Here is a 26,032-nt window from a genome sequence, read left to right on the forward strand (position 1 = left end):
GCGGCGTTGCCTTTACCTTCAAAGCGGAAGGTCCCCCCACGTGACCAGCACTGCGCAGGCGTCCAAGTCAGGAGCGCGCGAAGGCCAGCCCGACCATCTCTCACACGTGATCTTCATCGCGGCGGCGGCCGCGATGGGCGGTTTCCTCTTCGGCTACGACAGTGCCGTGATCAACGGCGCCGTCGAAGCGATCCGGCACCGCTACGACATCGGCTCCACGGCTCTGGCCCAGGTCATCGCCGTCGCGCTCATCGGCTGCGCCGTCGGCGCGGCCACGGCCGGCCGGATAGCCGACCGCATCGGCCGTATCCGGTGCATGCAGATAGCCGCGGCCCTCTTCACGGTGAGCGCCGTCGGCTCCGCGCTCCCCTTCGCGCTGTACGACCTCGCCTTCTGGCGGATCGTCGGCGGCTTCGCCATCGGCATGGCGTCGGTCATCGGCCCCGCCTACATCGCCGAGGTCGCCCCGCCCGCCTACCGGGGACGGCTCGGTTCGTTCCAGCAGGCCGCGATCGTCGTCGGTATCGCCATCTCCCAGCTGGTCAACTGGGGCATCCTGAACGCCGCCGACGGCGACCAGCGCGGTGAGCTGCTCGGCCTGGAGGCCTGGCAGATCATGCTCGGCGTCATGGTCGTCCCGGCCGTGCTGTACGGGCTGCTCTCCTTCGCGATCCCCGAGTCCCCGCGCTTCCTGATCTCCGTCGGCAAGGACGAGCGCGCCCGTGAGGTGCTCGCCGAGGTCGAGGGCAAGGAGGTCGACCTGGACGCGCGGGTCGCCGAGATCGAGTCGGCCATGCACCGCGAGCACAAGTCGACCTTCAAGGACCTGCTCGGCGGCAGCTTCCTCTTCAAGCCGATCGTCTGGATCGGCATCGGACTGTCGGTCTTCCAGCAGTTCGTCGGCATCAACGTCGCCTTCTACTACTCCGCGACGCTCTGGCAGTCCGTCGGTGTCGACCCGAGCGAGTCGTTCTTCTACTCCTTCACGACCTCGATCATCAACATCGTCGGCACCGTCATCGCGATGATCTTCGTGGACCGGATCGGCCGCAAGCCGCTCGCCCTGATCGGCTCCGTCGGCATGGTCGTGGGCCTGGCGCTGGAGGCCTGGGCCTTCTCCTTCGACCTCGTCGACGGCAAGCTCCCCGCCACCCAGGGCTGGGTCGCCCTGGTCGCCGCCCATGTCTTCGTCCTCTTCTTCGCCCTCTCCTGGGGTGTGGTCGTCTGGGTCATGCTCGGCGAGATGTTCCCGAACCGGCTGCGTGCCGCCGCCCTGGGTGTGGCCGCCTCCGCGCAGTGGATCGCCAACTGGGCCATCACCGCCAGCTTCCCGTCCCTGGCCGACTGGAACCTCTCGGTGACGTACGTGATCTACACGGTCTTCGCCGCGCTCTCCATCCCCTTCGTCCTCAAGTTCGTGAAGGAGACGAAGGGCAAGGCGCTGGAGGAGATGGGCTAGCCCGTCGGCCACCCGCCTCGCCGAGTTCGAGGAGAGGGGCCAAGTCCCCGCTGCCCCTCTCCTCGTACCCCTTCGTGCTCGGCGGCCGAGTTGCTCGGCGGCCGAGTTGCTCGGCGGTCGAGTTGCTCAGCCGCCGAGACGCGGCAGCACTCGCTCGGCGAACAGGCGCAGCCCCCGCCGGCCCTCCTCGACCGGCATCCCGCCGGCCAGCGGATGCAGGACGTAGGTGTCCAGGCCCAGCGCCACGCACTCGTCCGGCGTGACGATCCGGTACACGCCCTCCGCGCGCAGCTCCGCCACCGTCGCCGCCCCCGACCGCACCGCCGAGCGGATGCCGGCCGACTGCCAGGAGGCGTACGTGCGCGCCTCGTGCAGGAAGTGCGCGCCGTACTCGGCCCATGCCCGGTCCGGATCCTCCGCGACGTGCAGCAGCGGGGTCTCGGCGGCGGGCATCATCGTCCACCCCTCGGTGCCGTACTCCACGAGCCGCTCCTTGTAGTACGCCTCCAGCTCCGGCAGGTGCGCGCTCGGGAAGAAGGGGAGCCCGAGCCGGGCAGCCCTGCGGGCCGCGGCCTTCGACGAGCCGCCGACCAGGAGCAGCGGATGCGGCTCGGTCCCCGGACGCGGGGTGACCCGGACCGTGCGCCCCCGGTACGCGAACGGCTCGCCCGTCCACGCCCGCAGCAACGTCTCCAGCACCTCGTCCTGAAGCTTCCCGCGGCTTTTCCAGTCGACGTCGAACTGCGCGTACTCCTGCGGTCGGTACCCGATCCCGGCGACGGTCACCAGCCGTCCGCCACTCACCAGATCCAGTACGGCGATGTCCTCGGCCAGCCGCAGCGGGTCGTGCAGCGGGCCGATCACCGCCGACACCGTGACCGTGATCCGACGGGTGGCCCCGAACACCGCTCCCGCGAACACGAACGGCGACGGCAGCCAGTTGTTCTCGACCCCGTGGTGCTCCTCCGTCTGGACGGTGGAGATGCCCTGTTCATCGGCGTACGCGGCCATCTCCAGGGCGGCCCGGTAGCGGGCCCGGAGCGAGGCGGGCGTGGCGCCGGGCTCGACCAGATTGAAACGGACGACCGTGACGGGCATGGGGGACCCCCTTCGGGCGGCTGTGGAGGGGGACGTTAGCTGACGTATCGTCAGGTATCCAGGGGTGAGGAAGGGCAGCGTGCCCCGTACGGCGACCGAACACCGCGCGGGGTGGTCCCGCATACTGGTGCCGTTATGGAACTCATCCTTGCTGTAGTCATCGCCGTGGTCGTGCTCGGCGTGCTGGGCGGGCTCGTCGTAGGCGGCCGCAGGAAGAAATCGCTGCCCCCGGCGCCCCCCACGACACCCGACATCACCGCACCCCCGGCCGAGCCGCACGTCGGCGACGAGGCCGAGACCCCGCGCGACGAGCCGCGCAGAACGATCGAGGAGGTGGACCTCCCGGCCGGCACGGCGACCCCGCCCGTCGCCGTCGAGGAGCCGTCGGTCGTGGAGGCTCCCGCGATCGAGATCCCCGAGCCGACCGCCGGCCGTCTGGTGCGGCTGCGGGCCCGGCTCTCCCGCTCGCAGAACGCGCTCGGCAAGGGGCTGCTCACGCTCCTCTCGCGCGAGCACCTCGACGACGACACCTGGGAGGAGATCGAGGACACCCTCCTCACCGCCGACGTCGGCGTCCAGCCCACCCAGGAGCTGGTCGAACGGCTGCGCGAGCGGGTGAGGGTGCTCGGCACCCGCACCCCGGCCGAGCTGCGCACCCTGCTGCGCGAGGAACTGCTGCAGATCCTCGTCCCCGAGTTCGACCGCGCGGTCAACACCGACTCGCCGCTCGACACCCCGGGCATCGTGATGGTCGTCGGCGTCAACGGCACCGGCAAGACCACCACCACCGGCAAGCTCGCCCGCGTCCTCGTCGCCGACGGCAAGAACGTGGTCCTCGGCGCCGCGGACACCTTCCGGGCCGCCGCCGCCGACCAGCTGCAGACCTGGGGCGAGCGGGTCGGGGCGCGTACCGTGCGCGGTCCCGAGGGCGGCGACCCCGCCTCCATCGCCTTCGACGCCGTCAAGGAGGGCATCGAGGAGGGCGCCGACGTCGTCCTCATCGACACCGCCGGTCGGCTGCACACCAAGACCGGCCTCATGGACGAGCTCGGCAAGGTCAAGCGGGTCGTCGAGAAGCACGCGCCGCTGGACGAGATCCTGCTCGTCCTCGACGCCACCACCGGTCAGAACGGTCTCGTGCAGGCCCGCGTCTTCGCCGAGGTCGTCGACGTCACCGGCATCGTCCTCACCAAGCTCGACGGCACCGCCAAGGGCGGCATCGTCATCGCGGTCCAGCGCGAGCTGGGCGTACCCGTCAAGCTCATCGGTCTGGGAGAGGGCGCGGACGACCTGGCACCGTTCGAGCCGGAGGCGTTCGTGGACGCGCTCATCGGCGAATGACCCCGTGGACCATTTACGAAAATCCGTAGGTGCTCGAAGAAGCGCCCGCCCCCGAGACGCGGTCGGGGACGGGCGCTTCGCCGTGTACGTACCGGGGGCGACCGAGGTCAGGCCCGTGACCGGTGGGCCACGTACGCCAGGGTCCCCAGCAGCAGGCGCGCGGCCGGCGGCTTCGTCGCCGAGTCGAGGTCGGGGGAGCGGAGCCAGCTGACCGGGCCGAGGCCGCCGCGGTCGGAGGGCGGGGCGGTGACATGGCTGCCGGGGCCGAGCCCGCGCAGGTCGAGAGCGGACGGGTCGTCCCAGCCCATGCGGTAGAGCAGAGTGGACAGCTCGGCGGCGGAACCCGGGGCGACGAAGAAGTGGGCGCGGCCCTCGGGGGTGGCGATCACGGGGCCGACGGGCAGGCCCATGCGTTCGAGACGGACGAGTGCGTGCCGGCCCGCGGACTCGGCGACCTCGATCACGTCGAAGGAGCGGCCCACCGGCAGCATCACGGCGGCTCCGGGGAACTCGGCCCAGGCCTCGGTCACCTCGTCGAGAGTGGCTCCGGCACGGACGGGGGGAGCGAAATCGAGTGGATGCGCGCCGGGCGCCGAACAGGTCGTCCTGCCGCACGAGCACGCGCCCGAAGCCGTCCGCGCGCCGGGGACGACGTCCCATCCCCAGAGCCCGGTGTACTCGGCCACAGCCGTGCACTCCGAGGTACGGCCGCGCCGACGCGTGCCGGATCGCATCTCCCGAATGCCGCCGATCGTGAAGCCCATGCCCCCTCCAACGGGTCCAGCGCGCCGGTGGTTACGCGACGGAGTCGGAAGGCGACGCTCTGCTTCCATGTGGGCGCCCCGCGTGAGCGGCGCACTACGGCGCTCCCGGTGGCGCGCTCGACTACGCGCGCCCCTGAATGCTTCGCTCCGCCCACTTCTGGCCGTCTGATGTCAAGTGAATCGCGTACGGGCGACCGTAGGTTCATTCGAAGGGGTGGCGAATGGTGGCGTTTCCGGAATCGCCGTGGCCGGACGCGTGATCGTAGGATTACTTTGAGTGCACGAGACCTGGGGACGTACACGCTCGTGGGTATGCCGGAGGCAAGTCGTCTTTCCGTTCGATGGGTGACGGGAGTCGGACGTACGGCGCGGTAACCGGCATTCTGTTAGGGCTTGCGCACACAGCGCACAGGTGGTTTCAGGGATGGGGGCGTTCCAGTGGGCGGCAACGGCGGAAGTGGTACGAACGCTGAGAAGCGCCCGAACGAACTCCTGGGCTCGTGGTTCGTGCGCAGCGGCTGGTCCAAGGGCGAGCTGGCCCGGCAGGTGAACCGCCGGGCGCGTCAGCTCGGCGCCAACCACATCTCCACCGACACCTCGCGCGTACGGCGCTGGCTCGACGGCGAGAACCCGCGCGAGCCGATTCCCCGGATCCTGTCCGAGCTGTTCTCCGAGCGGTTCGGCTGCGTCGTCGCCGTGGAGGACCTGGGGCTGCGCGCGGCCCATCAGTCCCCCTCCGTCTCCGGTGTCGACCTGCCCTGGACGGGCCCGCAGACCGTGGCGCTGATCAGCGAGTTCTCGCGCAGCGACCTGATGCTGGCGCGGCGCGGCTTCCTCGGGAGCTCGCTCGCCCTCTCCGCGGGCCCGGCCCTGATCGAGCCGATGCAGCGCTGGCTCGTCCCCGCACTCCCCGCCCCGCGCGCGGAGCCCGAGCCGTCGGCCGCCGCGCGCCGCGCCGGCCGGCTCTCCCAGCCGGAGCTGGACCTCCTCGAATCCACCACCGTGATGTTCCGGCAGTGGGACGCCCAGTGCGGCGGAGGTCTGCGCCGCAAGGCCGTCGTCGGTCAGCTGCACGAGGTGACCGACCTCCTTCAGGAGCCCCAGCCCGAGGCCACCACCCGGCGGCTGTTCAAGGTCGCCGCCGAGCTGGCCGAGCTGGCCGGCTGGATGAGCTACGACATCGGCCTGCAGCCCACCGCGCAGAAGTACTTCGTCCTCGCCCTCCACGCGGCCAAGGAGGCGGGCGACAAGCCCCTCGGCTCGTACGTCCTGTCCAGCATGAGCCGCCAGATGATCCACCTCGGCCGGCCCGAGGACGCCCTCGAACTGGTCCATCTCGCCCAGTACGGCAGCCGCGAGTGCGCGAGCCCGCGGACCCAGTCGATGCTGTATGCGATGGAGGCCCGCGCCTACGCCAACATGGGCCAGCCCGGAAAGTGCAAACGGGCCGTGCGGATGGCCGAGGACGTCTTCGCCGACGCCGAGGAGTGGGACGACCCGGACCCCGACTGGATCCGCTTCTTCAACGAGGCCGAACTGCACGGAGAGAACTCCCACTCCTACCGCGACCTCGCCTACGTCGCCGGCCGCAGCCCCGCCTACGCCTCCCTCGCCGAGCCCGTGATGCGCCGGGCCGTCGAGCTGTTCTCCACGGACACCGAACACCAGCGGTCCTACGCGCTGAACCTCATCGGCATGGCCACCGTGCATCTGCTCCAGCGTGAGCCCGAGCAGGGGGCGGACATGGCCAAGCAGGCCATGGAGACCGCGAAGAAGGTGCGCTCCGAGCGGGTGAACACCCGTATCCGCAAGACCGTCGACACGGCCGTACGGGAGTTCGGCGGTCTTGCCGAGGTCGTGGACCTCACCGACCAGCTCGCCGTCCACCTCCCCGAGACCGCCGAGGCGGTCTGACCCCGGCCCCGCCCTCCGCGGGCCACGCTGCTCCGGCCACGGCCGGCCATCCCGACTGCCCGACTCGGCTCCCCCATGCCAGGTCATCGGATGGTCTGCCGTGGCCGGTCCGTTCGGGGCGGCTCCACCGGAAGTTCCATCGGATACGAAACCGTTATGCGCGAAGGGCCCCGCAGAGGCTGGGCCCCACACGGGATGCATCCTCCGCGATTAACGTTTCACCTGTCTGTAACGTGATGGGTGCCTTCGTCACGTCCGGGAAACATTTCCAAACTCCCGGCGAAACGGTGCTGCGTCAGTCTCCTCAGCACAGTCGGCCCTCCCCGATAGCTCCCCAGCTTCCGCATCCGCACGGGCCGTTCCGACCACGAGGAGATACCGGCATTGAACGGCACAGATACCGGATTCGTATTGATCAGTGCGGCGCTCGTCATGGTGATGACGCCGGGCCTGGCGCTCTTCTACGGCGGCATGGTCCGTGCCAAGAGCGTGCTGAACATGCTGATGATGTCCTTCATCTCGCTGGGCATCGTCAGCATCCTGTGGGTGCTGTTCGGGTACTCACTCGCCTTCAGCGGTGACGTCGGCCACTTCATCGGCAACCTCGACGCCATCGGTCTCAAGGGCATCGACGTCACGAGCACGGTCGACAGCTTCGTCACCAACGCCAAGGGCGAGCCGCACAAGATCGCCGCGTTCTCGTTCATCCTCTTCCAGATGCTGTTCGCGGTCATCACCCCGGCCCTGATGAGCGGCGCGCTCGCCGACCGCGTCAAGTTCAGCGCCTGGATGATCTTCGTCGCGCTCTGGGTCACCCTCGCCTACTTCCCGGTCGCGCACTGGGTCTGGGCGCCGGGCGGCTGGCTCTTCGACATGGGCGTCATCGACTTCGCCGGTGGTACCGCGGTCCACATCAACGCCGGTGTCGGCGCGCTCGCCGCGGTCCTCGTCGTCGGCAAGCGGATCGGCTTCAAGAAGGACCCGATGCGGCCGCACAGCCTGCCACTGGTCCTGATCGGCACCGCCCTGCTGTGGTTCGGCTGGTTCGGCTTCAACGCCGGCTCCTGGCTCGGTGTCGACGGCACGACCGCCCGTATGGCGATCAACACACAGGTCGCGACGGCCGCGGCCATCATCGGCTGGCTGATCTACGAGCGCATCCGTCACGGCGCGTTCACCACCCTCGGTGCCTGCTCCGGCGCCGTCGCCGGCCTCGTGGCGATCACCCCCTCCGGCGGTCACGTCAACGCCTTCGGCGCCATACTGATCGGCATCGTCGCCGGCGCGGTCTGCTCCTGGGCCGTCAGCCTCAAGTACAAGCTGGGCTACGACGACTCCCTCGACGTCGTCGGTGTCCACCTGGTGGGCGGTGTGCTCGGCACCCTGATGGTCGGCTTCCTGGCCACCGACGGGATCGGCGGCCTCGACCAGTTCGGCAAGCAGGCCACCGGCGCCTTCTCGGTCATGGGCTACACCTTCGTGGTGACCTGGCTCATCGCCTTCGCCATCCAGAAGACGATCGGCTTCCGGGCGTCCGAGGAGGACGAGGTCACCGGTGTCGACCAGGCCCAGCACGCCGAGACCGCGTACGACTTCTCATCGGCCGCCGGTTCGCACATCTCCAGCAGCAACACGAGCAGCGTCGCTGCCCCTGAGAGCAAGAAGGTCGAGGCATGAAGCTGATCACCGCCGTCGTCAAGCCGCACCGGCTCGACGAGATCAAGGAAGCCCTGCAGGCCTTCGGGGTGCACGGCCTTACGGTGACCGAGGCCAGTGGGTACGGTCGGCAGCGCGGCCACACGGAGGTGTACCGGGGTGCCGAGTACACGGTGGACCTGGTACCCAAGATCCGTATCGAGGTGCTCGCCGAGGACGACGACGCCGAGCAGCTGATCGACGTCATCGTCAAGGCCGCCCGCACCGGCAAGATCGGTGACGGCAAGGTCTGGTCCCTCCCGGTCGAGACGGCCGTTCGGGTCCGGACCGGTGAGCGCGGCCCGGACGCGCTCTGATCGAAGAGAAGAACAGGAGTCGCTGGGTGACGAGTACGGACGTACGTACGGATGCAGAGGACTCGGGACCCAGCGGCTATGCGGCGGCCCGGCTGCGCCTCCTCCAGGAGGAGGCGCAGTCCGGGCCGCCGCGCCGTTCGGCCCTCGCGGAGCTGACCGACGACTGGCTCGCGGGCCTTTTCGGAGCGGGTGCCGCCGAGTCGCGCGGGGTCTCCCTCGTGGCCGTCGGCGGATACGGGCGCGGTGAACTCTCGCCCCGCAGCGATCTCGACCTGCTGCTCCTGCACGACGGGTCCGACGAACGGGCGGTGGCCGCGCTGGCCGACCGCATCTGGTACCCCGTGTGGGACCTGGGGCTGGCCCTCGACCACTCCGTGCGCACCCCCGCCGAGGCCCGCAGAACGGCCGGCGAGGACCTCAAGGTGCAACTCGGGCTGCTGGACGCCCGCCACATCGCCGGTGATCTGGGCCTGACCGCGGGGCTGCGGACCTCCATCCTCGCCGACTGGCGCAACCAGGCGCCCAAGCGCCTCCCGGAACTGCAGGAGCTGTGCGCCGAGCGGGCCGAGCGGCAGGGGGAGCTGCAGTATCTGCTGGAGCCCGACCTCAAGGAGGCGCGCGGCGGACTGCGCGACGCCACCGCCCTGCGCGCCGTCGCCGCCTCATGGCTCGCCGACGCCCCGCGCGAGGGTCTCGCCGACGCCCGCCGCCGGCTCCTCGACGTGCGGGACGCACTGCATCTGACCACCGGGCGCGCGACGGACCGGCTCGCCCTCCAGGAACAGGACCAGGTCGCCGCCGAACTGGGGCTGCTGGACGCCGACACCCTGCTGCGCCAGGTGTACGAGGCCGCCCGCGTCATCTCGTACGCCAGTGATGTGACCTGGCGTGAAGTGGGGCGCGTGCTGCGGTCGCGCGCCGTCCGGCCCCGGCTGCGCGCCATGCTGGGCGGCGGGAAGCCCGCTCCCGAGCGGTCGCCGCTGGCCGAGGGCGTGGTCGAGCAGGACGGCGAGGTGGTGCTCGCGCGGGCCGCCAAGCCCGACCGCGACCCCGTGCTGCCCCTGCGCGCCGCCGCCGCGGCCGCCCAGGCCGGACTGCCGCTCTCGCTGCACGCCGTACGGCGCCTGGCGGCCGTCGCCCGGCCGCTCCCGACGCCCTGGCCCGCCGAGGCGCGCGAACAGCTCGTCACCCTGCTCGGTTCCGGGCGCCCGACCGTCGACGTCTGGGAAGCCCTGGAGGCCGAGGGCCTCATCACGCACCTGCTGCCCGACTGGGAGCGGGTGCGCTGCCGGCCGCAGCGCAACGCCGTGCACATCTGGACCGTCGACCGGCACCTCATCGAGACCGCGGTCCAGGCCTCCGAGATGACCCGCCGGGTGCACCGGCCCGACCTCCTGCTCGTGGCCGCGCTGCTGCACGACATCGGCAAGGGCTGGCCCGGCGACCACTCCGTCGCCGGCGAGATCATCGCCAAGGACGTGGCGGCCAGGATCGGCTTCGACCGCGAGGACGTGGCGGTGCTCGCCACCCTCGTCCGCCACCACCTGCTGCTCGTCGACACGGCCACCCGGCGCGACCTGGAGGATCCGGCCACCGTCCGGTCCGTGGCCGACGCCGTCGGATCGCCGGGCACGCTCGAACTGCTGCACGCGCTGACCGAGTCGGACGCGCTGGCCACCGGACCCGCCGCCTGGTCGTCGTGGCGTGCCTCGCTCGTGTCCGAGCTGGTGCAGCGGGTCGACGCGCTGTTCGCCGGAGACGCTCCCGAGGAGCCGGAGCCCGGGGAGACCAGCGCCGAACAGGAGCGGCTCGCCATCGAGGCGTTCCGCACGGGCGGACCGGTGCTGTCGCTGCGCGCGCAGACGGAGGCCGCCGCCGACGACAAGGACGAGAAGGCCGACCCCGAGCCGCTCGGTGTGGAACTCCTCATCGCCGTACCCGACCAGGCGGGCGTCCTGCCGGCGGTCGCCGGCGTCCTCGCGATGCACCGGCTGACCGTGCGCACGGCCGAACTCGGCACGTTCGGCCTGCCCGACGGCGTCGAGGGTTCGGTGCTGCTGCTGAACTGGCGGGTGGCCGCGGAATACGGCTCGCTGCCCCAGGCTGCCAGGCTCCGCGCGGACCTCGTACGGGCCCTGGACGGGTCGCTGGACATCGCCGGGCGATTGGCCGAGCGGGACGCGGCCTATCCCCGGCGGCGGGGCGTCGTCGCACCGCCGCCCCGCGTCACGGTGGCCCCGGCCGCCTCCCGGCACGCCACGGTCATCGAGGTCCGCGCCCAGGACGCCCCCGGGCTGCTGCACCGGATCGGGCGCGCCCTGGAGGACGCGCACCTACGGGTGCGCAGCGCGCACGTCAGCACGCTGGGCGCCAACGCCGTGGACGCCTTCTACGTCACCGGCACGGACGGGGCGCCGCTGCCGGGTGACGAGGCGGCGTCGGTGGCGCGCAAGCTGGAGGAGACCCTGCGCGGCTGAGCCGCACGGGTACGGGGCCCGCCCGGCCCCGTACCCGTGCGGGCCCCGCTGCGTTCACGACTATCCACAGGGGTGGAGACCCGACCACACCCAGACAGATACCCTGGAGGGCAGCCCACCCTGCCCCCGACTCCGAGGACCGACACCGCCGTGTTCGATACGCTCTCCGATCGCCTCTCAGCGACGTTCAAGAACCTGCGCGGCAAGGGGCGCCTCTCCGAGGCGGACATCGACGCCACGGCGCGCGAGATCCGTATCGCGCTTCTCGAAGCGGACGTCGCGCTGCCCGTCGTCCGGACGTTCATCAAGAACGTCAAGGAAAGGGCACTCGGCAGCGACGTCTCCAAGGCGCTCAACCCGGCCCAGCAGGTCCTCAAGATCGTCAACGAGGAGCTGGTCGGGATCCTCGGTGGCGAGACCCGCCGGCTGCGGTTCGCCAAGAACCCGCCGACCGTGATCATGCTCGCCGGTCTGCAGGGTGCCGGTAAGACGACCCTCGCGGGCAAGCTGGGCCGCTGGCTGAAGGAGCAGGGCCACTCGCCGCTCCTCGTCGCCTGCGACCTCCAGCGCCCGAACGCGGTGAACCAGCTCAGTGTCGTCGCCGAGCGCGCGGGCGTCGCGGTCTACGCGCCCGAACCGGGCAACGGCGTGGGCGACCCGGTCAAGGTCGCCAAGGACTCCATCGAGTTCGCGAAGTCCAAGGTCCACGACATCGTGGTCGTCGACACCGCCGGCCGCCTGGGCATCGACCAGGAGATGATGCGGCAGGCCGCCGACATCCGGGACGCGGTCTCCCCGGACGAGATCCTCTTCGTCGTCGACGCGATGATCGGTCAGGACGCCGTCAACACGGCCGAGGCGTTCCGGGACGGCGTCGGCTTCGACGGCGTGGTCCTCTCCAAGCTCGACGGTGACGCCCGCGGTGGTGCCGCCCTGTCGATCGCCTCGGTCACCGGCAAGCCGATCATGTTCGCGTCGAACGGCGAGAAGCTCGACGAGTTCGACCAGTTCCACCCGGACCGGATGGCCTCCCGCATCCTCGACATGGGTGACCTGCTCACCCTGATCGAGCAGGCGGAGAAGACCTTCAGCCAGGAAGAGGCCGCCAAGATGGCGGGCAAACTGGCGTCCAAGAAGGGGCAGGACTTCACGCTCGACGACTTCCTGGCCCAGATGGAGCAGGTCAGGAAGATGGGCAGCATCAGCAAGCTGCTCGGCATGCTCCCCGGCATGGGGCAGATCAAGGACCAGATCAACAACATCGACGAGCGTGACGTCGACCGCACGGCCGCGATCATCAAGTCGATGACCCCGGCCGAGCGCCAGGAGCCGACGATCATCAACGGCTCGCGCCGCGCCCGTATCGCCAAGGGTTCCGGTGTCGAGGTCAGCGCGGTGAAGAACCTCGTGGAGCGGTTCTTCGAGGCTCGCAAGATGATGTCCCGCATGGCCCAGGGCGGCGGCATGCCCGGAATGCCGGGTATGCCCGGCATGGGCGGTGGGCCGGGCCGCAGCAAGAAGCAGCCCAAGCAGGCCAAGGGCAAGCAGCGCTCCGGCAACCCGATGAAGCGCAAGCAGCAGGAGCAGGAGGAGGCCGCCCGCCGGGCCGCCGCCGCGCAGGGCGGTGCTCTCGGGCTGCCGGGCCAGCAGGCCCCTCAGGACTTCGAGCTGCCGGACGAGTTCAAGAAGTTCATGGGCTGACCCGGCACACGGCGGACGCCGCGTGCCGGCCGGGGGGTGTGGCCGGGCGCGCGGCGCCGGGTGCCGTTGCGTGGACGGCGTGTGTGGTGATGTCGCTCGTGGTACTGGCGGTGGCAACCCCCGTACGGGATGTGTTGTTCCCCTGGGCGATGCGTCAGGTTATGGCTGCCGTGCGGCGTTTGGCCAAGCCTGAAGCGCTACCGGCCCGCTTTCTTCACACCATTCACACCCGCGTCGGCAGATGTCTCGAAGACCTTCCCAGGCCGTCCCCGAACGGGTCCGGCCTTCCCCCTTCCCCTGACCGCGCGAACGCTCCTCGGCAGGCTAGGGCGTCCGAGCGATCAGATAGCGGAACACGTTCGGCATCCACACCGTGCCGTCCCGGCGGCGGTGCGGGTGCAGGGCCTCGGTGAGTTCCTTGTCCACCTGCACCTGGTCGGTGGCCGCGATCGCCGCGTCGAACAGGCCGGTCGACAGCAGTCCCCGCACCGCGTTGTCCACGTTGGCGTAGCCGAAGGGACAGGCCACGCGTCCGGAGCCGTCCGGCCGGAGGCCGGCCCGCTGGGCCACCTCCTCCAGGTCGTCCCTGAGCGCCGGGCGCCAGCTGCCCCCGCCCCGCAGGGGATCGGCGAGCTTCGCGGCCACCCGCAGCACCGCCGACGTGGCGCAGCGCTCCGGCGGGCCCCAGCCGGCGAGGACCACGGGGGTGCCGCGTTCCGCAAGCGGGGTCGCCGAGGCGAGCAGCTCACCGAGCCCCTCGGAGTCCCCGTCCAGGCAGCCGATCGGCTCGAAGGCGGTCACCAGGTTGTACAGCGGGTCACCGGGGGCGCGGGCCGCGTCCTCGGCAACGCCCTCGACGACACGGGCGCCGGTACGCGCGCGCGTGCCCCATGCCTGCGGCCGCAGCCGCTCCCGCGCGAGTGCCACTCTCTCGGGCGCCCCCGCGTCCACGCCGGTGACCGTGGCGCCCCGGGAAGCCGCCATCAGCAGCGCGAGCCCCGAGCCGCAGCCGAGCCCGAGCAGTCGGGTGCCGGAGCCGACGTCGAGCCGCCGGTGGACGGCCTCGTACAGCGGTACCAGCATCCGTTCCTGGATCTCGGCCCAGTCACGCGCGCGTGCACGCCGGTCCACGCGAGGTAAGGCCCCCGCGCGAGGCAGTTGCTGCCGCACGAGCGTAGGTGTCATATCGAAAGCGCCCCAATCCGCCGTGAGTTGCCGTTGCCGGATTTCCTGGCCCCCGTGGCAGTGCGCGCTCGCACACCCCCCGTATGCCAGGTAACTCCGCGCCCGGCGCGCCGTCCAGGGGTCTCGGACATCGGTTTTGCGGAGTGTGGGGCCCGGCGAAAAGAATTCACATCACCGCAATATGCCCCCGTACCATCGCGCCATGGCAAAGGCACCCGTACTCACACCCCGGGCGGACGACTTCCCGCGCTGGTACCAGGATCTGATCACCAAGGCCGAGCTGGCCGACAACGGCCCGGTGCGCGGCACCATGGTGATCCGACCGTACGGGTACGGGCTGTGGGAGCGGATGCAGCAGGAGATGGACGCCCGGATCAAGGAGACGGGCACGCAGAACGCGTACTTCCCGCTCCTGATCCCGCAGTCCTACCTCACGCGCGAGGCCGAGCACGTGGAGGGCTTCGCGCCCGAGCTGGCCGTGGTGACGCACGGTGGCGGCAAGGAGCTCGAAGAGCCCGCCGTCGTCCGCCCCACCTCCGAGATGATCATCAACGCCTCCTTCTCGAAGTGGGTGCAGAGCTACCGCGACCTGCCGCTGCTGATCAACCAGTGGGCGAACGTCGTCCGTTGGGAACTGCGCCCCCGGCTGTTCCTGCGCACCTCCGAATTCCTCTGGCAGGAGGGCCACACGGCGCACGCGACCTACGAGGAGGCGCGCGACTTCGCCGCGCGCATCCATCGGGAGGTCTACGAGGACTTCATGGTGAACGTGCTCGCGATGGACGTGGTCCCCGGCCGCAAGACCGTGAAGGAGCGCTTCGCGGGCGCCGTCAACACCCTCACCCTCGAAGGCATGATGGGCGACGGCAAGGCCCTCCAGATGGCCACCAGTCACGAACTGGGCCAGAACTTCGCCAAGGCCTTCAACACCCGGTACCTGTCGAAGGACGGCAGTCAGGAACTCGTCTGGCAGACCTCCTGGGGCTCCACCACGCGCATGATCGGCGCCCTGGTGATGATGCACGGCGACGACCACGGACTGAGGGTCCCGCCCCGGCTGGCGCAGACCCAGGTGGTCGTCCTCGCGATCAAGGGCGACGAGGCCGTTCTGGCCAAGGTCCGCGAGCTGGGCGACCGGCTGAAGGCCGCGGGCGTCCGGGTCCGGGTGGACGACCGTACGGACATCCCGTTCGGCCGCCGCGCCGTCGACTGGGAACTCAAGGGCGTTCCCGTACGCGTCGAGGTCGGCCCCCGTGACCTGGAGAACGGCACCGCGATGCTCGTCCGCCGCATCCCCGGCGGCAAGGCGCCCGTCGCGATCGACTCGCTCGTACCCCTGCTCCCCGCGATGCTCGAAGAGGACCAGGCGCTCCTGCTGACGCAGTCCCGCGAGCGCCGCGAGTCCCGTACGGCCGAGGTGGCGACGCCCGACGAGGCGATCGAGGCCGCTGTGTCCGGCGGCTGGGCGCGTATCCCCTGGTCGACGTTGGGGGAGGAGGGCGAGGCCAGGCTCGGTGAGCACGCCGTGACCGTACGGTGTCTGGTCGCCGAGGACGGGTCGGTGCCCGACTCCTACGACGCACCCGGTAACGTCGCCGTCGTGGCGCGCGCTTACTAGAGCACCCCGTTCCGCCGGGAGCGCGACCGAAAGGTCCCTTGCGCATCCGCGGATCACAGATGTCCCGGCGCGCGGACCTTGTCTACGCGCCGGGGCGTACGTGGTGCTACGTACCGCCTTGTGGCGAGCTGCGAGGCTTCTCCGCAGATCAGCGCACCCGCCCTCGTCAGGACGCACTAGTCGCAACTGACGGGTACGTGCAAATTATTTGGGATGGCCCGGAATCGGAACACACGGGCACTCAGGCTCGTTGTCATTACGTGAGCACGACACAGACACCACCCGTTCTCGCCGCAGAACTGGCACAGGCGTGGGCCGACATTCAACGGCACCACCCCGAGCTGCCGGATCTTGCCGCTCCCGAGTCCCTGATCGGGGAGTCGTCGTCCGCATGCGGGCACGAACTCTCCTTCGAGCGACTGCTGCATGAGGCAGTCCATGGCATCGCCGCCGCGCGTGGAGTCCGCGACACCTCCCGGGCCGGCCGTTACCACAACCGCAGATTCCTCGCGATCGCCGAGGAACTCGGCCTCGACCACCCCGAGGAACCCCACCCCAGCAGCGGTTTCTCGCTGGTCACGCTCGATCCCGAGGCCAAGCGTCGCTACCGCCCGACCATCGAGAGACTGCAGCGCGCTCTCAAGGCGCACACCGCGGCGACCTCCGCGGACACGGCCCGCAGCTTCCGGGGCCCGGCCGCCCGCCACGGCTCCTCGGGCGGCGGCGTCCGCGTCAAGGCCGTCTGCGACTGCGGTCGCAACGTCCGCGTCGTCCCCTCCGTCCTCGCCCAGGCGCCCATCGTCTGCGGCGGCTGCGGCAAGCCCTTCCGGATCCCGGAGGTCCTGGGCGCGGCGTGAGACGAGGGGGAGCCGACAAGACGGCGAACCGACTGGCGACGGCTGCTCGTGGCAGCCGTATCCGGTTCGCGGTCGACGGGTCCGCCCTCGCTGCGAGCAGTCGTGCCGCTGGGGCGGCGCGGGGCGCAGGCGGCACCCGGTGAGCGGGGCGAAAGCCCCTCGGTGCCGGGTGCCGCTTCGGCATGCGTTCACGCAGCCCCGGTGAGAGACGATCCCCAGCGTGTGGCACAATGGCTAGCTGTACTCGACAGTCGCACAGGACCCCTCTCTCCTCCGGCTGACGCGTCCATCGGGCACTCGGGTACCGCAACCCCACGCGGCTTTTCTCGCCGTGCCCAATCACGTCAAAACCAGGAGAACCCACTCCCGTGGCAGTCAAGATCAAGCTGAAGCGTCTGGGCAAGATCCGTTCGCCTCACTACCGCATCGTCGTCGCCGACTCCCGCACCCGCCGTGACGGCCGTGCGATCGAGGAGATCGGCAAGTACCACCCGACGTACCACCCGTCCGTCATCGAGGTCGACGAGGACCGCGTCGCGTACTGGCTGGGTGTCGGCGCGCAGCCGACCGAGCCCGTGCTCGCCATCCTGAAGAAGACCGGCGACTGGCAGAAGTTCAAGGGCGAGCCCGCTCCGGCGCCGCTCCTCGTGGCTCAGCCGAAGTCCGCGCGCCCGTCGTTCGAGGCCCTGGGCGGCGAGGACGAGGGCAAGGGTGACGCGATCACCCAGAAGAAGAAGGCCGAGAAGAAGGACGAGGCTGCCGCCGAGTCCGAGTCGACCGAGGCCTGAGCATGCTCGAGGAGGCTCTCGAGCACCTCGTCAAGGGCATCGTCGACAACCCCGACGACGTGCAGGTCGCTTCCCGCGACCTGCGCCGCGGACGCGTGCTCGAGGTCCGGGTTCACCCCGACGACCTCGGCAAGGTGATCGGCCGTAACGGCCGTACCGCCCGCGCCCTGCGTACCGTCGTGGGTGCCATCGGTGGCCGCGGTGTCCGTGTCGACCTGGTCGACGTGGATCACGTCCGCTGACGAACATGCGCAGCACCGGCTCGGGCCGGGGAAGGCCACTGGGCCGTCCCCGGCCCGTAGTCGTATGACAGGAGATCAAGGACAGTGCAGCTCGTAGTCGCACGGATCGGCCGCGCCCACGGCATCAAGGGCGAGGTCACCGTCGAGGTCCGCACCGACGAGCCGGAACTCCGGCTCGGCCCCGGCGCCGTCCTGCTCACGGACCCCGCCTCGACGGGCCCGCTCACCATCGAGACCGGCCGGGTCCACAGCGGCCGGCTGCTCCTGCGCTTCGAGGGCGTCCGCGACCGCAACGCCGCCGAGGCCCTGCGCAACACCCTGCTGATCGCGGAGGTGGACCCGGAGGAGCTGCCGGAGGAAGAGGACGAGTACTACGACCACCAGCTGATGGACCTGGACGTGGTCACCAAGGACGGGGTCGCGGTCGGCCGGATCACGGAGATCTCGCACCTGCCCTCCCAGGACCTCTTCATCGTCGAGCGGCCGGACGGCAGCGAGGTGATGATCCCGTTCGTGGAGAGCATCGTCACCGAGATCGACCTGACCGAACAGCGGGCGGTCATCGACCCGCCGCCGGGACTGATCGACGACCGGGCGGAGATCGCGTCCGCCCGGGACGCCGCCGAGGAGTCCGCCACCGACGACTCCGCCGGACCGGCTGGGGACGAGGCCTGATGAGGCTCGACGTCGTCACGATCTTCCCCGACTACCTCGAACCCCTGAACGTCTCCCTCGTCGGCAAGGCACGCGCGCGTGGACAGCTGAACGTGCACGTCCACGACCTGCGGGAATGGACGTACGACCGGCACAACACGGTCGACGACACCCCCTACGGCGGCGGTCCCGGCATGGTCATGAAGACCGACCCCTGGGGCGACGCCCTGGACTCGGTCCTCGCCGACGGCTACGAAGCCGGGCACGGTGAGCCCGCCCTCATCGTCCCCACCCCCAGCGGCCGCCCCTTCACCCAGGCACTCGCCGTCGAGCTCTCCGAGCGCCCCTGGCTGGTCTTCACGCCGGCGCGCTACGAGGGCATCGACCGGCGCGTGATCGACGAGTACGCGACCCGGATGCCCGTGTACGAGGTGTCCATCGGCGACTACGTGCTCGCCGGCGGCGAAGCGGCCGTGCTCGTCGTCACCGAGGCGGTGGCGCGGCTGCTGCCCGGCGTCCTCGGCAACGCCGAGTCCCACCGGGACGACTCCTTCGCGCCCGGCCCCATGGCCAGCCTCCTGGAGGGGCCGGTCTACACGAAGCCCCCCGAGTGGCGCGGCCGTGACATCCCCGACGTGCTGCTCAGCGGCCACCACGGCAAGATCGCGCGCTGGCGGCGCGACGAGGCACTGAAGCGAACCGCGGCCAACAGGCCCGACCTGATCGAGCGTTGCGACCCCAAGGCCTTCGACAAGAAGGACCGCGAGATGCTCTCCATCCTGGGCTGGGCCCCGGATCCGGCAGGGGAGTCGCACGGCCGATTTTGGCGACGGCCCGAGGGCGTGGAAGAATAGGCCGCTGTTGTGCGTCGTCCGGCGCGCGCCCCTGCCGCAGGGGGACACGACGCCCGCCCCGACACGGACAGCATCCTCTCGAAACCTAACTCCCGCCCATGACCTGTGGCATGGGTGAAGAAAGCAGACGAAATGTCTCACCTGCTCGACTCCGTCGACTCCGCGTCGCTGCGCAGCGACATCCCGGCCTTCCGCCCGGGTGACACCGTCAACGTCCACGTGCGCGTCATCGAGGGCAACCGCTCCCGTGTGCAGCAGTTCAAGGGCGTGGTGATCCGTCGCCAGGGCGCCGGTGTCCGCGAGACCTTCACGGTCCGCAAGGTCTCGTTCTCCGTCGGCGTCGAGCGCACCTTCCCGGTGCACACCCCGATCGTCGAGAAGATCGAGCTCGTCACCCGCGGTGACGTCCGTCGCGCGAAGCTGTACTACCTGCGCGAGCTGCGCGGCAAGGCCGCGAAGATCAAGGAGAAGCGCGACAACTGATCGCGCGCACGCGTCACCGGAGGTCGTCACAGCGGGGCCGGATACGATCTGGCCCCGATGGACACCGACGCACAGCAGCACATGGAGCGCGACCGTTCCCCTCGCTCTTCCCGCGACGAGGTCTCCGAGGAGACCTCCGACACAGGAAGGCCTGAGGAGCGGTCGCGTTTCGCATGGGTGGACCGGACCACGGCCCTGGTGCCGGGCGGGAGATACACCCTGACCGTGCTGATCTGCCTGCTTTTTCTGGCGCTGTTCAGCAACTTCGTGATGCAGCCCTTCCAGATTCCCAGCAGCTCCATGGCCGACTCATTGAGGATCGGGGACCGCGTTCTCGTAAATAAGTTGGCGTACCGTTTCGGATCTGATCCGCAGCGCGGTGACGTCGTCGTGTTCGACGGCACCGGCTACTTCGGGAACGCCGACTACGTCAAGCGCGTTGTCGGCGTGGGGGGAGACCGGGTGGTCTGCTGCGACCAGGAGGGGAGGCTTGAGGTGAACGGCCGGTGGGTCGACGAGTCGTCGTTTCTGTACCCGGGCGACAGCCCGTCGAACGTACCCTTCGACGTGGTCGTCCCCGAGGGCAGACTGTTCCTCCTCGGCGACCACCGCAGTGACTCCAGCGATTCCCGCGACCACCTGGGTTCGCCCGGCGGCGGCATGGTCCCCCTCGACTCCGTGATCGGCAGGGCCGACTGGATCGCCTGGCCCGCCGGCCACTGGACGCGTCTGGACCGTCCGGGCGCCTACGCGCGGGTGCCCGCCGCCGGTGGTGCGCATGGGTAACCGGGGCAGGCCCCGCGGTGCCGCTCCCACCACCGCCGCCGAGAACCTGCTGCCCACGGGTCTGCGGCGGTCCGGCGGGGCCGCCCGGCCGAGCCGGGTGGAGCGGCGCAGGCTCGCCCGCAAGATCAAGCGGCGCAGGCGTCGTTCGGCGGTCAAGGAGATCCCGCTCCTCGTCGGCGTCGCCGTCCTCATAGCCCTGGTCCTGAAGACCTTCCTCGTCCAGGCGTTCGTGATCCCGTCGGGATCCATGGAGCAGACGATCCAGATCGGCGACCGCGTCCTGGTCGACAAGCTCACGCCCTGGTTCGGCTCCGAGCCCACCCGAGGTGACGTCGTCGTCTTCAAGGACCCGGGCGGCTGGCTGGAGGACGAGCAGACCACCGCGTCCGGCGAGGACCCCGTCGTCATCAAGCAGATCAAGGAAGGCCTGCAGTTCATCGGACTCCTTCCGTCCGACGACGAGCAGGACCTGATCAAGCGGGTCGTCGCGGTCGGCGGCGACACCGTCAAGTGCTGCGACACCCAGGGACGCGTCACGGTCAACGGCATGCCGCTGGACGAGACGGCGTACATCCACCCCGGCAACCAGCCCTCGACACAGCAGTTCCAGGTGACCGTGCCCCAGGGCCGGCTGTGGGTGATGGGCGACCACCGGGAGAACTCCGCGGACTCGCGCGCCCACCAGAACGACGATTCGAAAACGGCGCAGTTCGGCGGTACGGTCCCCCAGGACGCCGTCGTGGGCCGTGCCGTGGTCATCGCCTGGCCGGTCGGCCACTGGGGGCAGTTGGAGGAGCCGGACACGTTCTCGGCCGTGCCGGGCGGGTCGGCCACCGCCCTCGGCGCTTCGCATAGGGTGGCGTCCGCGGATCGAAACGGATTGATCCCTCTCCCGACCCCTGCGGAACTCCCGCTCGTTATGGGAGTGGTGGGCCTGCACCGGCTGTGGCGCGGGCGGCGGTACGGAGTGAGGAGTGGATGTGGGGGATTTGGCGGTCGGCGCACGGTCCGGACACGGTGGTTCCGAAGATCGGCCGGAGCGATCCGACGAGGCGGCTTCCCCGGCCGCGGAGAACGTGGAGGGCGCCGTGGGTTCCGAGGGTTCCGCCGACTCCGGGAATGACTCCCCGGGCCCGGCGGACGGTGGCGAGGACGCCCGGACCTCGGCCGACGACGGAGACCAGCAGGCGAGGCCCAGGAAGAAACAGCGTTCCTTCTGGAAGGAGCTGCCGATCCTGGTCGGTATCGCGCTGGTGCTCGCCCTGCTGATCAAGACCTTCCTGGTGCAGGCGTTCTCCATCCCGTCCGACTCGATGCAGAACACGCTGCAGGAGGGCGACCGGGTCCTGGTCGACAAGCTCACCCCGTGGTTCGGCTCCGAGCCCGAGCGCGGCGAGGTCGTCGTCTTCCACGACCCCGACGGCTGGCTGAACGGCGAGCCGACCCTGGAGCCCAACGCCGCGCAGCGCGTCCTCGGCTGGATCGGTCTGATGCCGTCCGCGGAGGAGAAGGACCTCATCAAGCGGGTCATCGGCGTCGCCGGCGACACGGTGGAGTGCAACGGCACGGGCCCGCTCAAGGTCAACGGCAAGGCGCTGAACGAGCCGTACGTGTACCCGGGCAACACCCCCTGCACCGTCGACGACACCGGTGGCCAGTTCAAGGTGAAGGTACCCGAGGGCAAAATCTGGGTCATGGGCGACCACCGGCAGAACTCACTGGACTCCCGCTACCACCAGAACGACAGCAACAAGGGCATGGTCCCCGCGAGCCAGGTCGTGGGCCGCGCCATCGTGGTCGCCTGGCCGCCCACCCGCTGGTCCACGCTGCCGATCCCCGACACCTTCGACCAGAACCTGAGCGCCGCCGCACCCGGCGTGCTCGGCCTCGCGGGCGCGGTGCCGCTGGTGCTGTGGCGCCGGCGCCGCCTTCTGGCCGCCGAAAGCCCGAGGGTTACTGGCACGCGTACCGCCGGGTAGGGTGCCGTCCCAGATCGCCGATCTGCCACGGCCCGCGAGGGGCCAGGACGGTCGATTCTCCGACCTGGGGAGCACTGGGATGAGCGGGACGGCACATCGTACGGACGAGGGCCACGGACGGCTCGGCAGCAAGCTGTCGGGACTGGCCGTGGCCCTCGGCTGTGTGCTTTTCATGGGCGGCTTCGTCTGGGGCGCGATCCTCTACGCCCCCTACACCGTGCCCACCGACTCCATGTCCCCCACCATCACCTCCGGGGACCGCATCCTCGCCGAGCGGGTCGACGGCGCCGAGGTCAAGCGCGGCGACGTGGTCGTCTTCCGGCAGGAGACCTGGGGCAACACCCCCATGGTCAAGCGGGTCGTCGCGGTCGGCGGGGACACGGTCGCCTGCTGCACCGACGGCAAGCTGACCGTCAACGGCAAGAAGATCGACGAGGGCTATCTGCCCCCGGGCGAGGACGCCGAGCTGACCGGCATCCCCGAGATCACCGTCCCCAAGGGCCGGCTGTTCCTCCTCGGCGACGAGCGCAGCGGTTCGCTGGACTCCACCGCCCACCTCACGGAGGCCGGCAACGGCACGGTGCCGCGTGCCCACGTGGACGCGCGCGTGGACGCCGTCGTGTGGCCCATGGAGGGCATGCTGGCCCGCCCCACGGGCTTCGAGAAGCTCGGAGGGCTCTCCTCTCCCGGCCCGCTGCGGCTGATCACCGCCGCGCTGATCGTGGGCATGGCGCTGGTCCTGGGCGGCGGGGCCTACGGACCCGTCGCCAAGCGGCTCGGCGGCCGTGGCCGCAGGACGCAGTCGGAGCCGGCCGTTGTCGGCTGAGGACACCTACGAGGGCGGGCTGCGCCGGGTGGCCCGGGTGATCCTGCTGGATCCCCGCGAGCGCATCCTGCTGCTGCACGGGCACGAGCCGGACGATCCGGCCGACGACTGGTGGTTCACGCCCGGCGGCGGCGTGGAGGGCACGGAGACCCGTGAGGAGGCCGCCCTGCGGGAACTCGTGGAGGAGACCGGGATCACGGACGTGGAGCTGGGGCCCGTGCTCTGGCGGCGTCGGTGCTCCTTCCCCTTCGCCGGGCGGCGCTGGGACCAGGACGAGTGGTACTACCTGGCGCGGACCACCGATACGCGCCAGGTCGAGCCCCTCGACGGGAGTCTCACGGAGCTGGAGCGACGCAGTGTCGCCGGAGCACGTTGGTGGACGTGCGGGGAACTGGCCCGGGCGCATGAGACGGTGTACCCGACCAGACTCGCCGAACTGCTTCGCACACTGCTCGACGAGGGTCCCCCGGCCAGACCCGTGGTCCTCGACACCGAAATCGTCTAGGGGCTCGCGGGGACTGGCGCACAATGGTGGGATCGCACGGCTGAAGGGGAACATGCCATGAGCGCCGAGGACCTCGAGAAGTACGAGACCGAGATGGAGCTGAAGCTCTACCGGGAGTACCGCGATGTCGTCGGTCTGTTCAAATATGTGATCGAGACCGAGCGGCGTTTCTACCTGACCAACGACTACGAGATGCAGGTGCACTCGGTCCAGGGTGAAGTGTTCTTCGAGGTGTCGATGGCGGACGCCTGGGTGTGGGACATGTACCGGCCGGCTCGTTTCGTGAAGCAGGTGAGGGTGCTCACGTTCAAGGACGTGAACATCGAGGAGCTGAACAAGAGTGATCTGGAGCTGCCGGGCAGCTGACGGGTCCTCGGAGGCGGTGGGCCGCCATCCGTGTGGGTGACGAAGTTGTCCACAATCGGTTGGTTGTCCACCAAGATCCGCTAGCGGACTGATCTGCCCTCAGTGTTGGCGCCGGAGGTGGTGCCGACATGAACAAGGCACGAGGTGCACTCGGAAGGTACGGCGAGGAGCTGGCCGCACGGCGGCTGGCCGAGGCCGGGATGACGGTCCTGGAGCGCAACTGGCGCTGTGGCAGGACCGGCGAGATCGACATCGTGGCCCGCGAGGGGGACGCGCTGGTCGTCTGCGAGGTGAAGACGCGCAGGGCCGGTTCCTTCGAGCACCCTATGGCGGCCGTCACGACCACCAAGGCACAACGGCTGCGCGGCCTCGCCGAACGCTGGCTCCAGGAACACGGGGGGAGCCCGCCGGGCGGCGTCCGCATCGACGTCGTCGGCGTCGTCCTCCCCGCCCGCGGCGCCCCCGTCGTGGAACACGTCCGGGGCGTGGCGTGATGGGATTCGCCCGCACATGCTCCGTGGCCCTCGTGGGTGTCGAGGGTGTCGTCGTCGAGGTCCAGGCCGACCTGGAACCGGGAGTGGCGGCCTTCACGCTGGTGGGGCTGCCGGACAAGAGCCTGACGGAGAGCAGGGACCGGGTCAGGGCGGCGGTGGTCAACTCGGGCGCCGAGTGGCCGCAGAAGAAACTGACGGTGGGACTCAGTCCCGCCTCGGTCCCGAAGGCCGGCAGCGGATTCGACCTGGCGGTCGCCAGCGCGGTCCTCGGCGCCTCCGAGCGGATCGACCCGCGGGTGCTCTGCGACATCGTGATGATCGGAGAGCTGGGACTCGACGGCCGGGTCAGGCCGGTACGGGGGATCCTGCCCGCCGTGCTGGCCGCCGCCGAAGCCGGATACGAGCAGGTGGTGGTGCCCGAGTGCGCCGCAGCCGAGGCCTCGCTGGTGCCCGGCGTCTCGGTACTGGGCGTGCGCACCCTTCGGCAGCTGATCGCCGTGCTGGCGGACGAACCGGTGCCGGACGAGGAGCCCGACGAGGGCCGCCCGGACCCTCTCCTGGCGGGCCTTCGGCTGCCCGGCACGGGGGCGGCCACCGGCATGCACACCGCGGGAGCGGCCCAGCAGGACCTGGGCCACGACCTCGCCGACGTCGTCGGCCAGCTCGCGGCCAGGACCGCCGTGGAGGTGGCGGCGGCGGGCGGACACCACCTTTTCCTGGAAGGCCCGCCGGGCGCGGGCAAGACGATGCTCGCCGAGCGGCTGCCTGCCATCCTGCCGAAGCTGTCCCGGGAGGAGTCGCTGGAGGTCACGGCGGTCCACTCGATCGCCGGTCTTCTGCCGGTGGGGAAACCGCTGGTGGACGAGGCGCCCTACTGCGCCCCGCACCACTCGGCCACGATGCAGGCACTCGTCGGCGGCGGCCAGGGCGTCGCGCGGCCGGGCGCGGTCTCCCTGGCCCACCGTGGGGTCCTCTTCCTCGACGAGACCCCCGAGTTCGGCAGTCAGGCCCTGGACGCCCTGCGGCAGCCGCTGGAGGCGGGGCACGTCGTGATCGCACGCAGTGCGGGAGTGGTCCGCTTCCCGGCGAAGTTCCTGATGGTGCTGGCCGCGAACCCCTGTCCCTGCGGCCGCTTCTCGCGGACGGACGACCTGTGCGAGTGTCCGCCCGCGTCCGTCCGCCGCTACCAGGCCCGGCTCTCCGGGCCGCTGCTCGACCGGGTCGACCTGCGGGTCGAGATCGACCGCGTCACCCGGTCCGAACTGACCCGGCGCGGGGCCCGGGGCGAGTCCACGGCGACCGTGGCCGACCGGGTGCGCGCGGCCAGGGAACGGGCGGCCGGACGTCTGCTCGCGACGCCCTGGCGGACGAACAGCGAGGTGCCGGGGCGTGAACTGCGCAGCCGGTGGCACGCGACCCCGGGTGCGATGGACGAGGCCGAGCGCTGCCTGGAACGGGGAGTGCTGACCGCGCGGGGCCTGGACCGGGTGCTCCGCGTCGCCTGGACCGTCGCGGACCTCGTAGGCCACGACCGTCCGGACGCGACGGACGTCAACCTGGCTCTGCAGCTGCGCACCGGTGTCCCGCGCGGCGCGCCGATGGCGATCGGGTCGCTGACATGAGGACGGC

At 70.5% G+C, this 26,032-nt stretch carries 25 protein-coding genes; 22 read left to right on the top strand and 3 right to left on the bottom strand.

The annotated features are described in order from the left end of the window. The first annotated feature begins 40 nt into the window (after positions 1-40). Positions 41-1,459 (top strand): sugar porter family MFS transporter, encoded by a 1,419-nt coding sequence (locus STRBO_RS0108915; protein ID WP_028796552.1) that lies wholly within the window; start codon positions 41-43, stop codon positions 1,457-1,459. A gap of 126 nt (positions 1,460-1,585) precedes the next feature. Here STRBO_RS0108915 and STRBO_RS0108920 read toward each other — a convergent pair whose 3' ends face one another. Further along, positions 1,586-2,557, bottom strand: a complete 972-nt coding sequence (locus STRBO_RS0108920) for an LLM class flavin-dependent oxidoreductase (protein WP_005479837.1) — start codon at positions 2,555-2,557, stop codon at positions 1,586-1,588. 135 nt (positions 2,558-2,692) lie between these two features. Between STRBO_RS0108920 and ftsY the strand changes: the two genes are divergently transcribed. Further along, on the top strand, positions 2,693-3,898 hold the full coding sequence (gene ftsY, locus STRBO_RS0108925; protein WP_005479836.1) for a signal recognition particle-docking protein FtsY: 1,206 nt from the start codon (positions 2,693-2,695) through the stop codon (positions 3,896-3,898). 107 nt (positions 3,899-4,005) lie between these two features. Here the strand turns inward: ftsY and STRBO_RS0108930 are convergent, their stop codons facing one another. After that, positions 4,006-4,662 (bottom strand): bifunctional DNA primase/polymerase, encoded by a 657-nt coding sequence (locus STRBO_RS0108930; RefSeq protein WP_020114079.1) that lies wholly within the window; start codon positions 4,660-4,662, stop codon positions 4,006-4,008. Positions 4,663-5,100: 438 nt separating this feature from the next. Between STRBO_RS0108930 and nsdA the strand changes: the two genes are divergently transcribed. From nsdA to ffh, 5 genes are all read left to right on the top strand, one after another. After that, positions 5,101-6,576: a transcriptional repressor NsdA gene (nsdA, locus tag STRBO_RS0108935; RefSeq protein WP_005479832.1), complete on the top strand. Its 1,476-nt coding sequence runs from the start codon at positions 5,101-5,103 to the stop codon at positions 6,574-6,576. Positions 6,577-7,008: 432 nt separating this feature from the next. Continuing rightward, positions 7,009-8,253, top strand: coding sequence for an ammonium transporter (locus STRBO_RS0108940; RefSeq protein WP_381215597.1), 1,245 nt, complete (start codon positions 7,009-7,011; stop codon positions 8,251-8,253). Then, positions 8,250-8,588, top strand: a complete 339-nt coding sequence (locus STRBO_RS0108945) for a P-II family nitrogen regulator (RefSeq protein ID WP_003997576.1) — start codon at positions 8,250-8,252, stop codon at positions 8,586-8,588. Before STRBO_RS0108940 ends, STRBO_RS0108945 begins: the two co-directional genes overlap by 4 nt. Before the next feature lie 26 nt (positions 8,589-8,614). Beyond that, on the top strand, positions 8,615-11,065 hold the full coding sequence (locus STRBO_RS0108950) for a [protein-PII] uridylyltransferase (protein ID WP_005479825.1): 2,451 nt from the start codon (positions 8,615-8,617) through the stop codon (positions 11,063-11,065). Positions 11,066-11,215: 150 nt separating this feature from the next. Continuing rightward, positions 11,216-12,766, top strand: coding sequence for a signal recognition particle protein (gene ffh / locus STRBO_RS0108955; protein WP_005479823.1), 1,551 nt, complete (start codon positions 11,216-11,218; stop codon positions 12,764-12,766). A 324-nt stretch (positions 12,767-13,090) separates the two neighbouring features. Here the strand turns inward: ffh and STRBO_RS0108960 are convergent, their stop codons facing one another. Beyond that, a complete protein-coding gene (locus STRBO_RS0108960) occupies positions 13,091-13,951 on the bottom strand; it encodes a class I SAM-dependent methyltransferase (protein ID WP_425336019.1) in 861 nt (286 codons plus the stop codon). A gap of 202 nt (positions 13,952-14,153) precedes the next feature. Between STRBO_RS0108960 and proS the strand changes: the two genes are divergently transcribed. The 15 genes from proS (at position 14,154) to STRBO_RS0109035 (ending at position 26,025) form a co-directional block, all read left to right on the top strand. Beyond that, positions 14,154-15,569 (top strand): proline--tRNA ligase, encoded by a 1,416-nt coding sequence (gene proS / locus STRBO_RS0108965; protein ID WP_005479819.1) that lies wholly within the window; start codon positions 14,154-14,156, stop codon positions 15,567-15,569. A 260-nt stretch (positions 15,570-15,829) separates the two neighbouring features. Beyond that, complete coding sequence (locus STRBO_RS0108970) at positions 15,830-16,426, top strand: hypothetical protein (RefSeq protein WP_005479817.1); 597 nt, start codon at positions 15,830-15,832, stop codon at positions 16,424-16,426. A 368-nt stretch (positions 16,427-16,794) separates the two neighbouring features. Continuing rightward, the gene (gene rpsP / locus STRBO_RS0108975; RefSeq protein ID WP_005479815.1) at positions 16,795-17,214 is read left to right on the top strand and encodes a 30S ribosomal protein S16; all 420 of its coding nucleotides are present in this window, start codon (positions 16,795-16,797) and stop codon (positions 17,212-17,214) included. A 2-nt stretch (positions 17,215-17,216) separates the two neighbouring features. Beyond that, entirely contained in the window at positions 17,217-17,456 is a 240-nt protein-coding gene (locus tag STRBO_RS0108980; RefSeq protein WP_005479813.1) for an RNA-binding protein, read from the top strand. An 84-nt stretch (positions 17,457-17,540) separates the two neighbouring features. Continuing rightward, positions 17,541-18,131, top strand: coding sequence for a ribosome maturation factor RimM (gene rimM / locus STRBO_RS0108985; protein WP_005479811.1), 591 nt, complete (start codon positions 17,541-17,543; stop codon positions 18,129-18,131). Continuing rightward, positions 18,131-18,964, top strand: a complete 834-nt coding sequence (gene trmD / locus STRBO_RS0108990) for a tRNA (guanosine(37)-N1)-methyltransferase TrmD (RefSeq protein ID WP_005479809.1) — start codon at positions 18,131-18,133, stop codon at positions 18,962-18,964. The genes rimM and trmD overlap by 1 nt, the downstream gene beginning before the upstream one ends. A 132-nt stretch (positions 18,965-19,096) precedes the next feature. Beyond that, positions 19,097-19,447: a 50S ribosomal protein L19 gene (gene rplS / locus STRBO_RS0108995; RefSeq protein WP_013000407.1), complete on the top strand. Its 351-nt coding sequence runs from the start codon at positions 19,097-19,099 to the stop codon at positions 19,445-19,447. 57 nt (positions 19,448-19,504) lie between these two features. Further along, the gene (gene lepB / locus STRBO_RS0109000) at positions 19,505-20,233 is read left to right on the top strand and encodes a signal peptidase I (protein WP_005479805.1); all 729 of its coding nucleotides are present in this window, start codon (positions 19,505-19,507) and stop codon (positions 20,231-20,233) included. Beyond that, on the top strand, positions 20,226-21,356 hold the full coding sequence (gene lepB, locus STRBO_RS0109005; RefSeq protein WP_005479804.1) for a signal peptidase I: 1,131 nt from the start codon (positions 20,226-20,228) through the stop codon (positions 21,354-21,356). Before lepB (STRBO_RS0109000) ends, lepB (STRBO_RS0109005) begins: the two co-directional genes overlap by 8 nt. Beyond that, positions 21,322-22,212, top strand: a complete 891-nt coding sequence (gene lepB, locus STRBO_RS0109010) for a signal peptidase I (protein WP_005479803.1) — start codon at positions 21,322-21,324, stop codon at positions 22,210-22,212. Before lepB (STRBO_RS0109005) ends, lepB (STRBO_RS0109010) begins: the two co-directional genes overlap by 35 nt. 79 nt (positions 22,213-22,291) lie before the next feature. Next, a complete protein-coding gene (gene lepB, locus STRBO_RS0109015) occupies positions 22,292-23,038 on the top strand; it encodes a signal peptidase I (RefSeq protein ID WP_005479802.1) in 747 nt (248 codons plus the stop codon). Continuing rightward, positions 23,028-23,543, top strand: coding sequence for an NUDIX hydrolase (locus STRBO_RS0109020; protein ID WP_005479801.1), 516 nt, complete (start codon positions 23,028-23,030; stop codon positions 23,541-23,543). Before lepB (STRBO_RS0109015) ends, STRBO_RS0109020 begins: the two co-directional genes overlap by 11 nt. 57 nt (positions 23,544-23,600) lie before the next feature. Beyond that, complete coding sequence (locus STRBO_RS0109025) at positions 23,601-23,909, top strand: DUF2469 domain-containing protein (RefSeq protein WP_005311352.1); 309 nt, start codon at positions 23,601-23,603, stop codon at positions 23,907-23,909. A gap of 128 nt (positions 23,910-24,037) precedes the next feature. After that, entirely contained in the window at positions 24,038-24,403 is a 366-nt protein-coding gene (locus STRBO_RS0109030; protein WP_005479799.1) for a YraN family protein, read from the top strand. Then, entirely contained in the window at positions 24,403-26,025 is a 1,623-nt protein-coding gene (locus tag STRBO_RS0109035; RefSeq protein ID WP_020114084.1) for a YifB family Mg chelatase-like AAA ATPase, read from the top strand. Before STRBO_RS0109030 ends, STRBO_RS0109035 begins: the two co-directional genes overlap by 1 nt. The last annotated feature ends 7 nt before the right edge of the window (positions 26,026-26,032 follow it).

Origin of the sequence: Streptomyces bottropensis ATCC 25435 (assembly GCF_000383595.1) — a bacterium.
Lineage (GTDB): Bacteria > Actinomycetota > Actinomycetes > Streptomycetales > Streptomycetaceae > Streptomyces > Streptomyces bottropensis.

Bases quoted from the DNA above. Each gene is read 5' to 3' on its own strand.
- STRBO_RS0108940 (WP_381215597.1), top strand. From the start codon at position 7,009: ATGGTGATGACGCCGGGCCTGGCGCTCTTCTACGGCGGCATGGTCCGT.
- STRBO_RS0109030 (WP_005479799.1), top strand. From the start codon at position 24,038: ATGAACAAGGCACGAGGTGCACTCGGAAGGTACGGCGAGGAGCTGGCC.
- STRBO_RS0108945 (WP_003997576.1), top strand. From the start codon at position 8,250: ATGAAGCTGATCACCGCCGTCGTCAAGCCGCACCGGCTCGACGAGATC.
- proS (WP_005479819.1), top strand. From the start codon at position 14,154: ATGGCAAAGGCACCCGTACTCACACCCCGGGCGGACGACTTCCCGCGC.
- STRBO_RS0109035 (WP_020114084.1), top strand. From the start codon at position 24,403: ATGGGATTCGCCCGCACATGCTCCGTGGCCCTCGTGGGTGTCGAGGGT.
- STRBO_RS0108920 (WP_005479837.1), bottom strand. From the start codon at position 2,557: ATGCCCGTCACGGTCGTCCGTTTCAATCTGGTCGAGCCCGGCGCCACG.
- trmD (WP_005479809.1), top strand. From the start codon at position 18,131: ATGAGGCTCGACGTCGTCACGATCTTCCCCGACTACCTCGAACCCCTG.
- lepB (WP_005479802.1), top strand. From the start codon at position 22,292: ATGAGCGGGACGGCACATCGTACGGACGAGGGCCACGGACGGCTCGGC.
- STRBO_RS0109025 (WP_005311352.1), top strand. From the start codon at position 23,601: ATGAGCGCCGAGGACCTCGAGAAGTACGAGACCGAGATGGAGCTGAAG.
- lepB (WP_005479805.1), top strand. From the start codon at position 19,505: ATGGACACCGACGCACAGCAGCACATGGAGCGCGACCGTTCCCCTCGC.
- lepB (WP_005479804.1), top strand. From the start codon at position 20,226: ATGGGTAACCGGGGCAGGCCCCGCGGTGCCGCTCCCACCACCGCCGCC.
- STRBO_RS0108930 (WP_020114079.1), bottom strand. From the start codon at position 4,662: ATGGGCTTCACGATCGGCGGCATTCGGGAGATGCGATCCGGCACGCGT.
- ftsY (WP_005479836.1), top strand. From the start codon at position 2,693: ATGGAACTCATCCTTGCTGTAGTCATCGCCGTGGTCGTGCTCGGCGTG.
- STRBO_RS0108960 (WP_425336019.1), bottom strand. From the start codon at position 13,951: ATGACACCTACGCTCGTGCGGCAGCAACTGCCTCGCGCGGGGGCCTTA.
- STRBO_RS0108980 (WP_005479813.1), top strand. From the start codon at position 17,217: ATGCTCGAGGAGGCTCTCGAGCACCTCGTCAAGGGCATCGTCGACAAC.
- rplS (WP_013000407.1), top strand. From the start codon at position 19,097: ATGTCTCACCTGCTCGACTCCGTCGACTCCGCGTCGCTGCGCAGCGAC.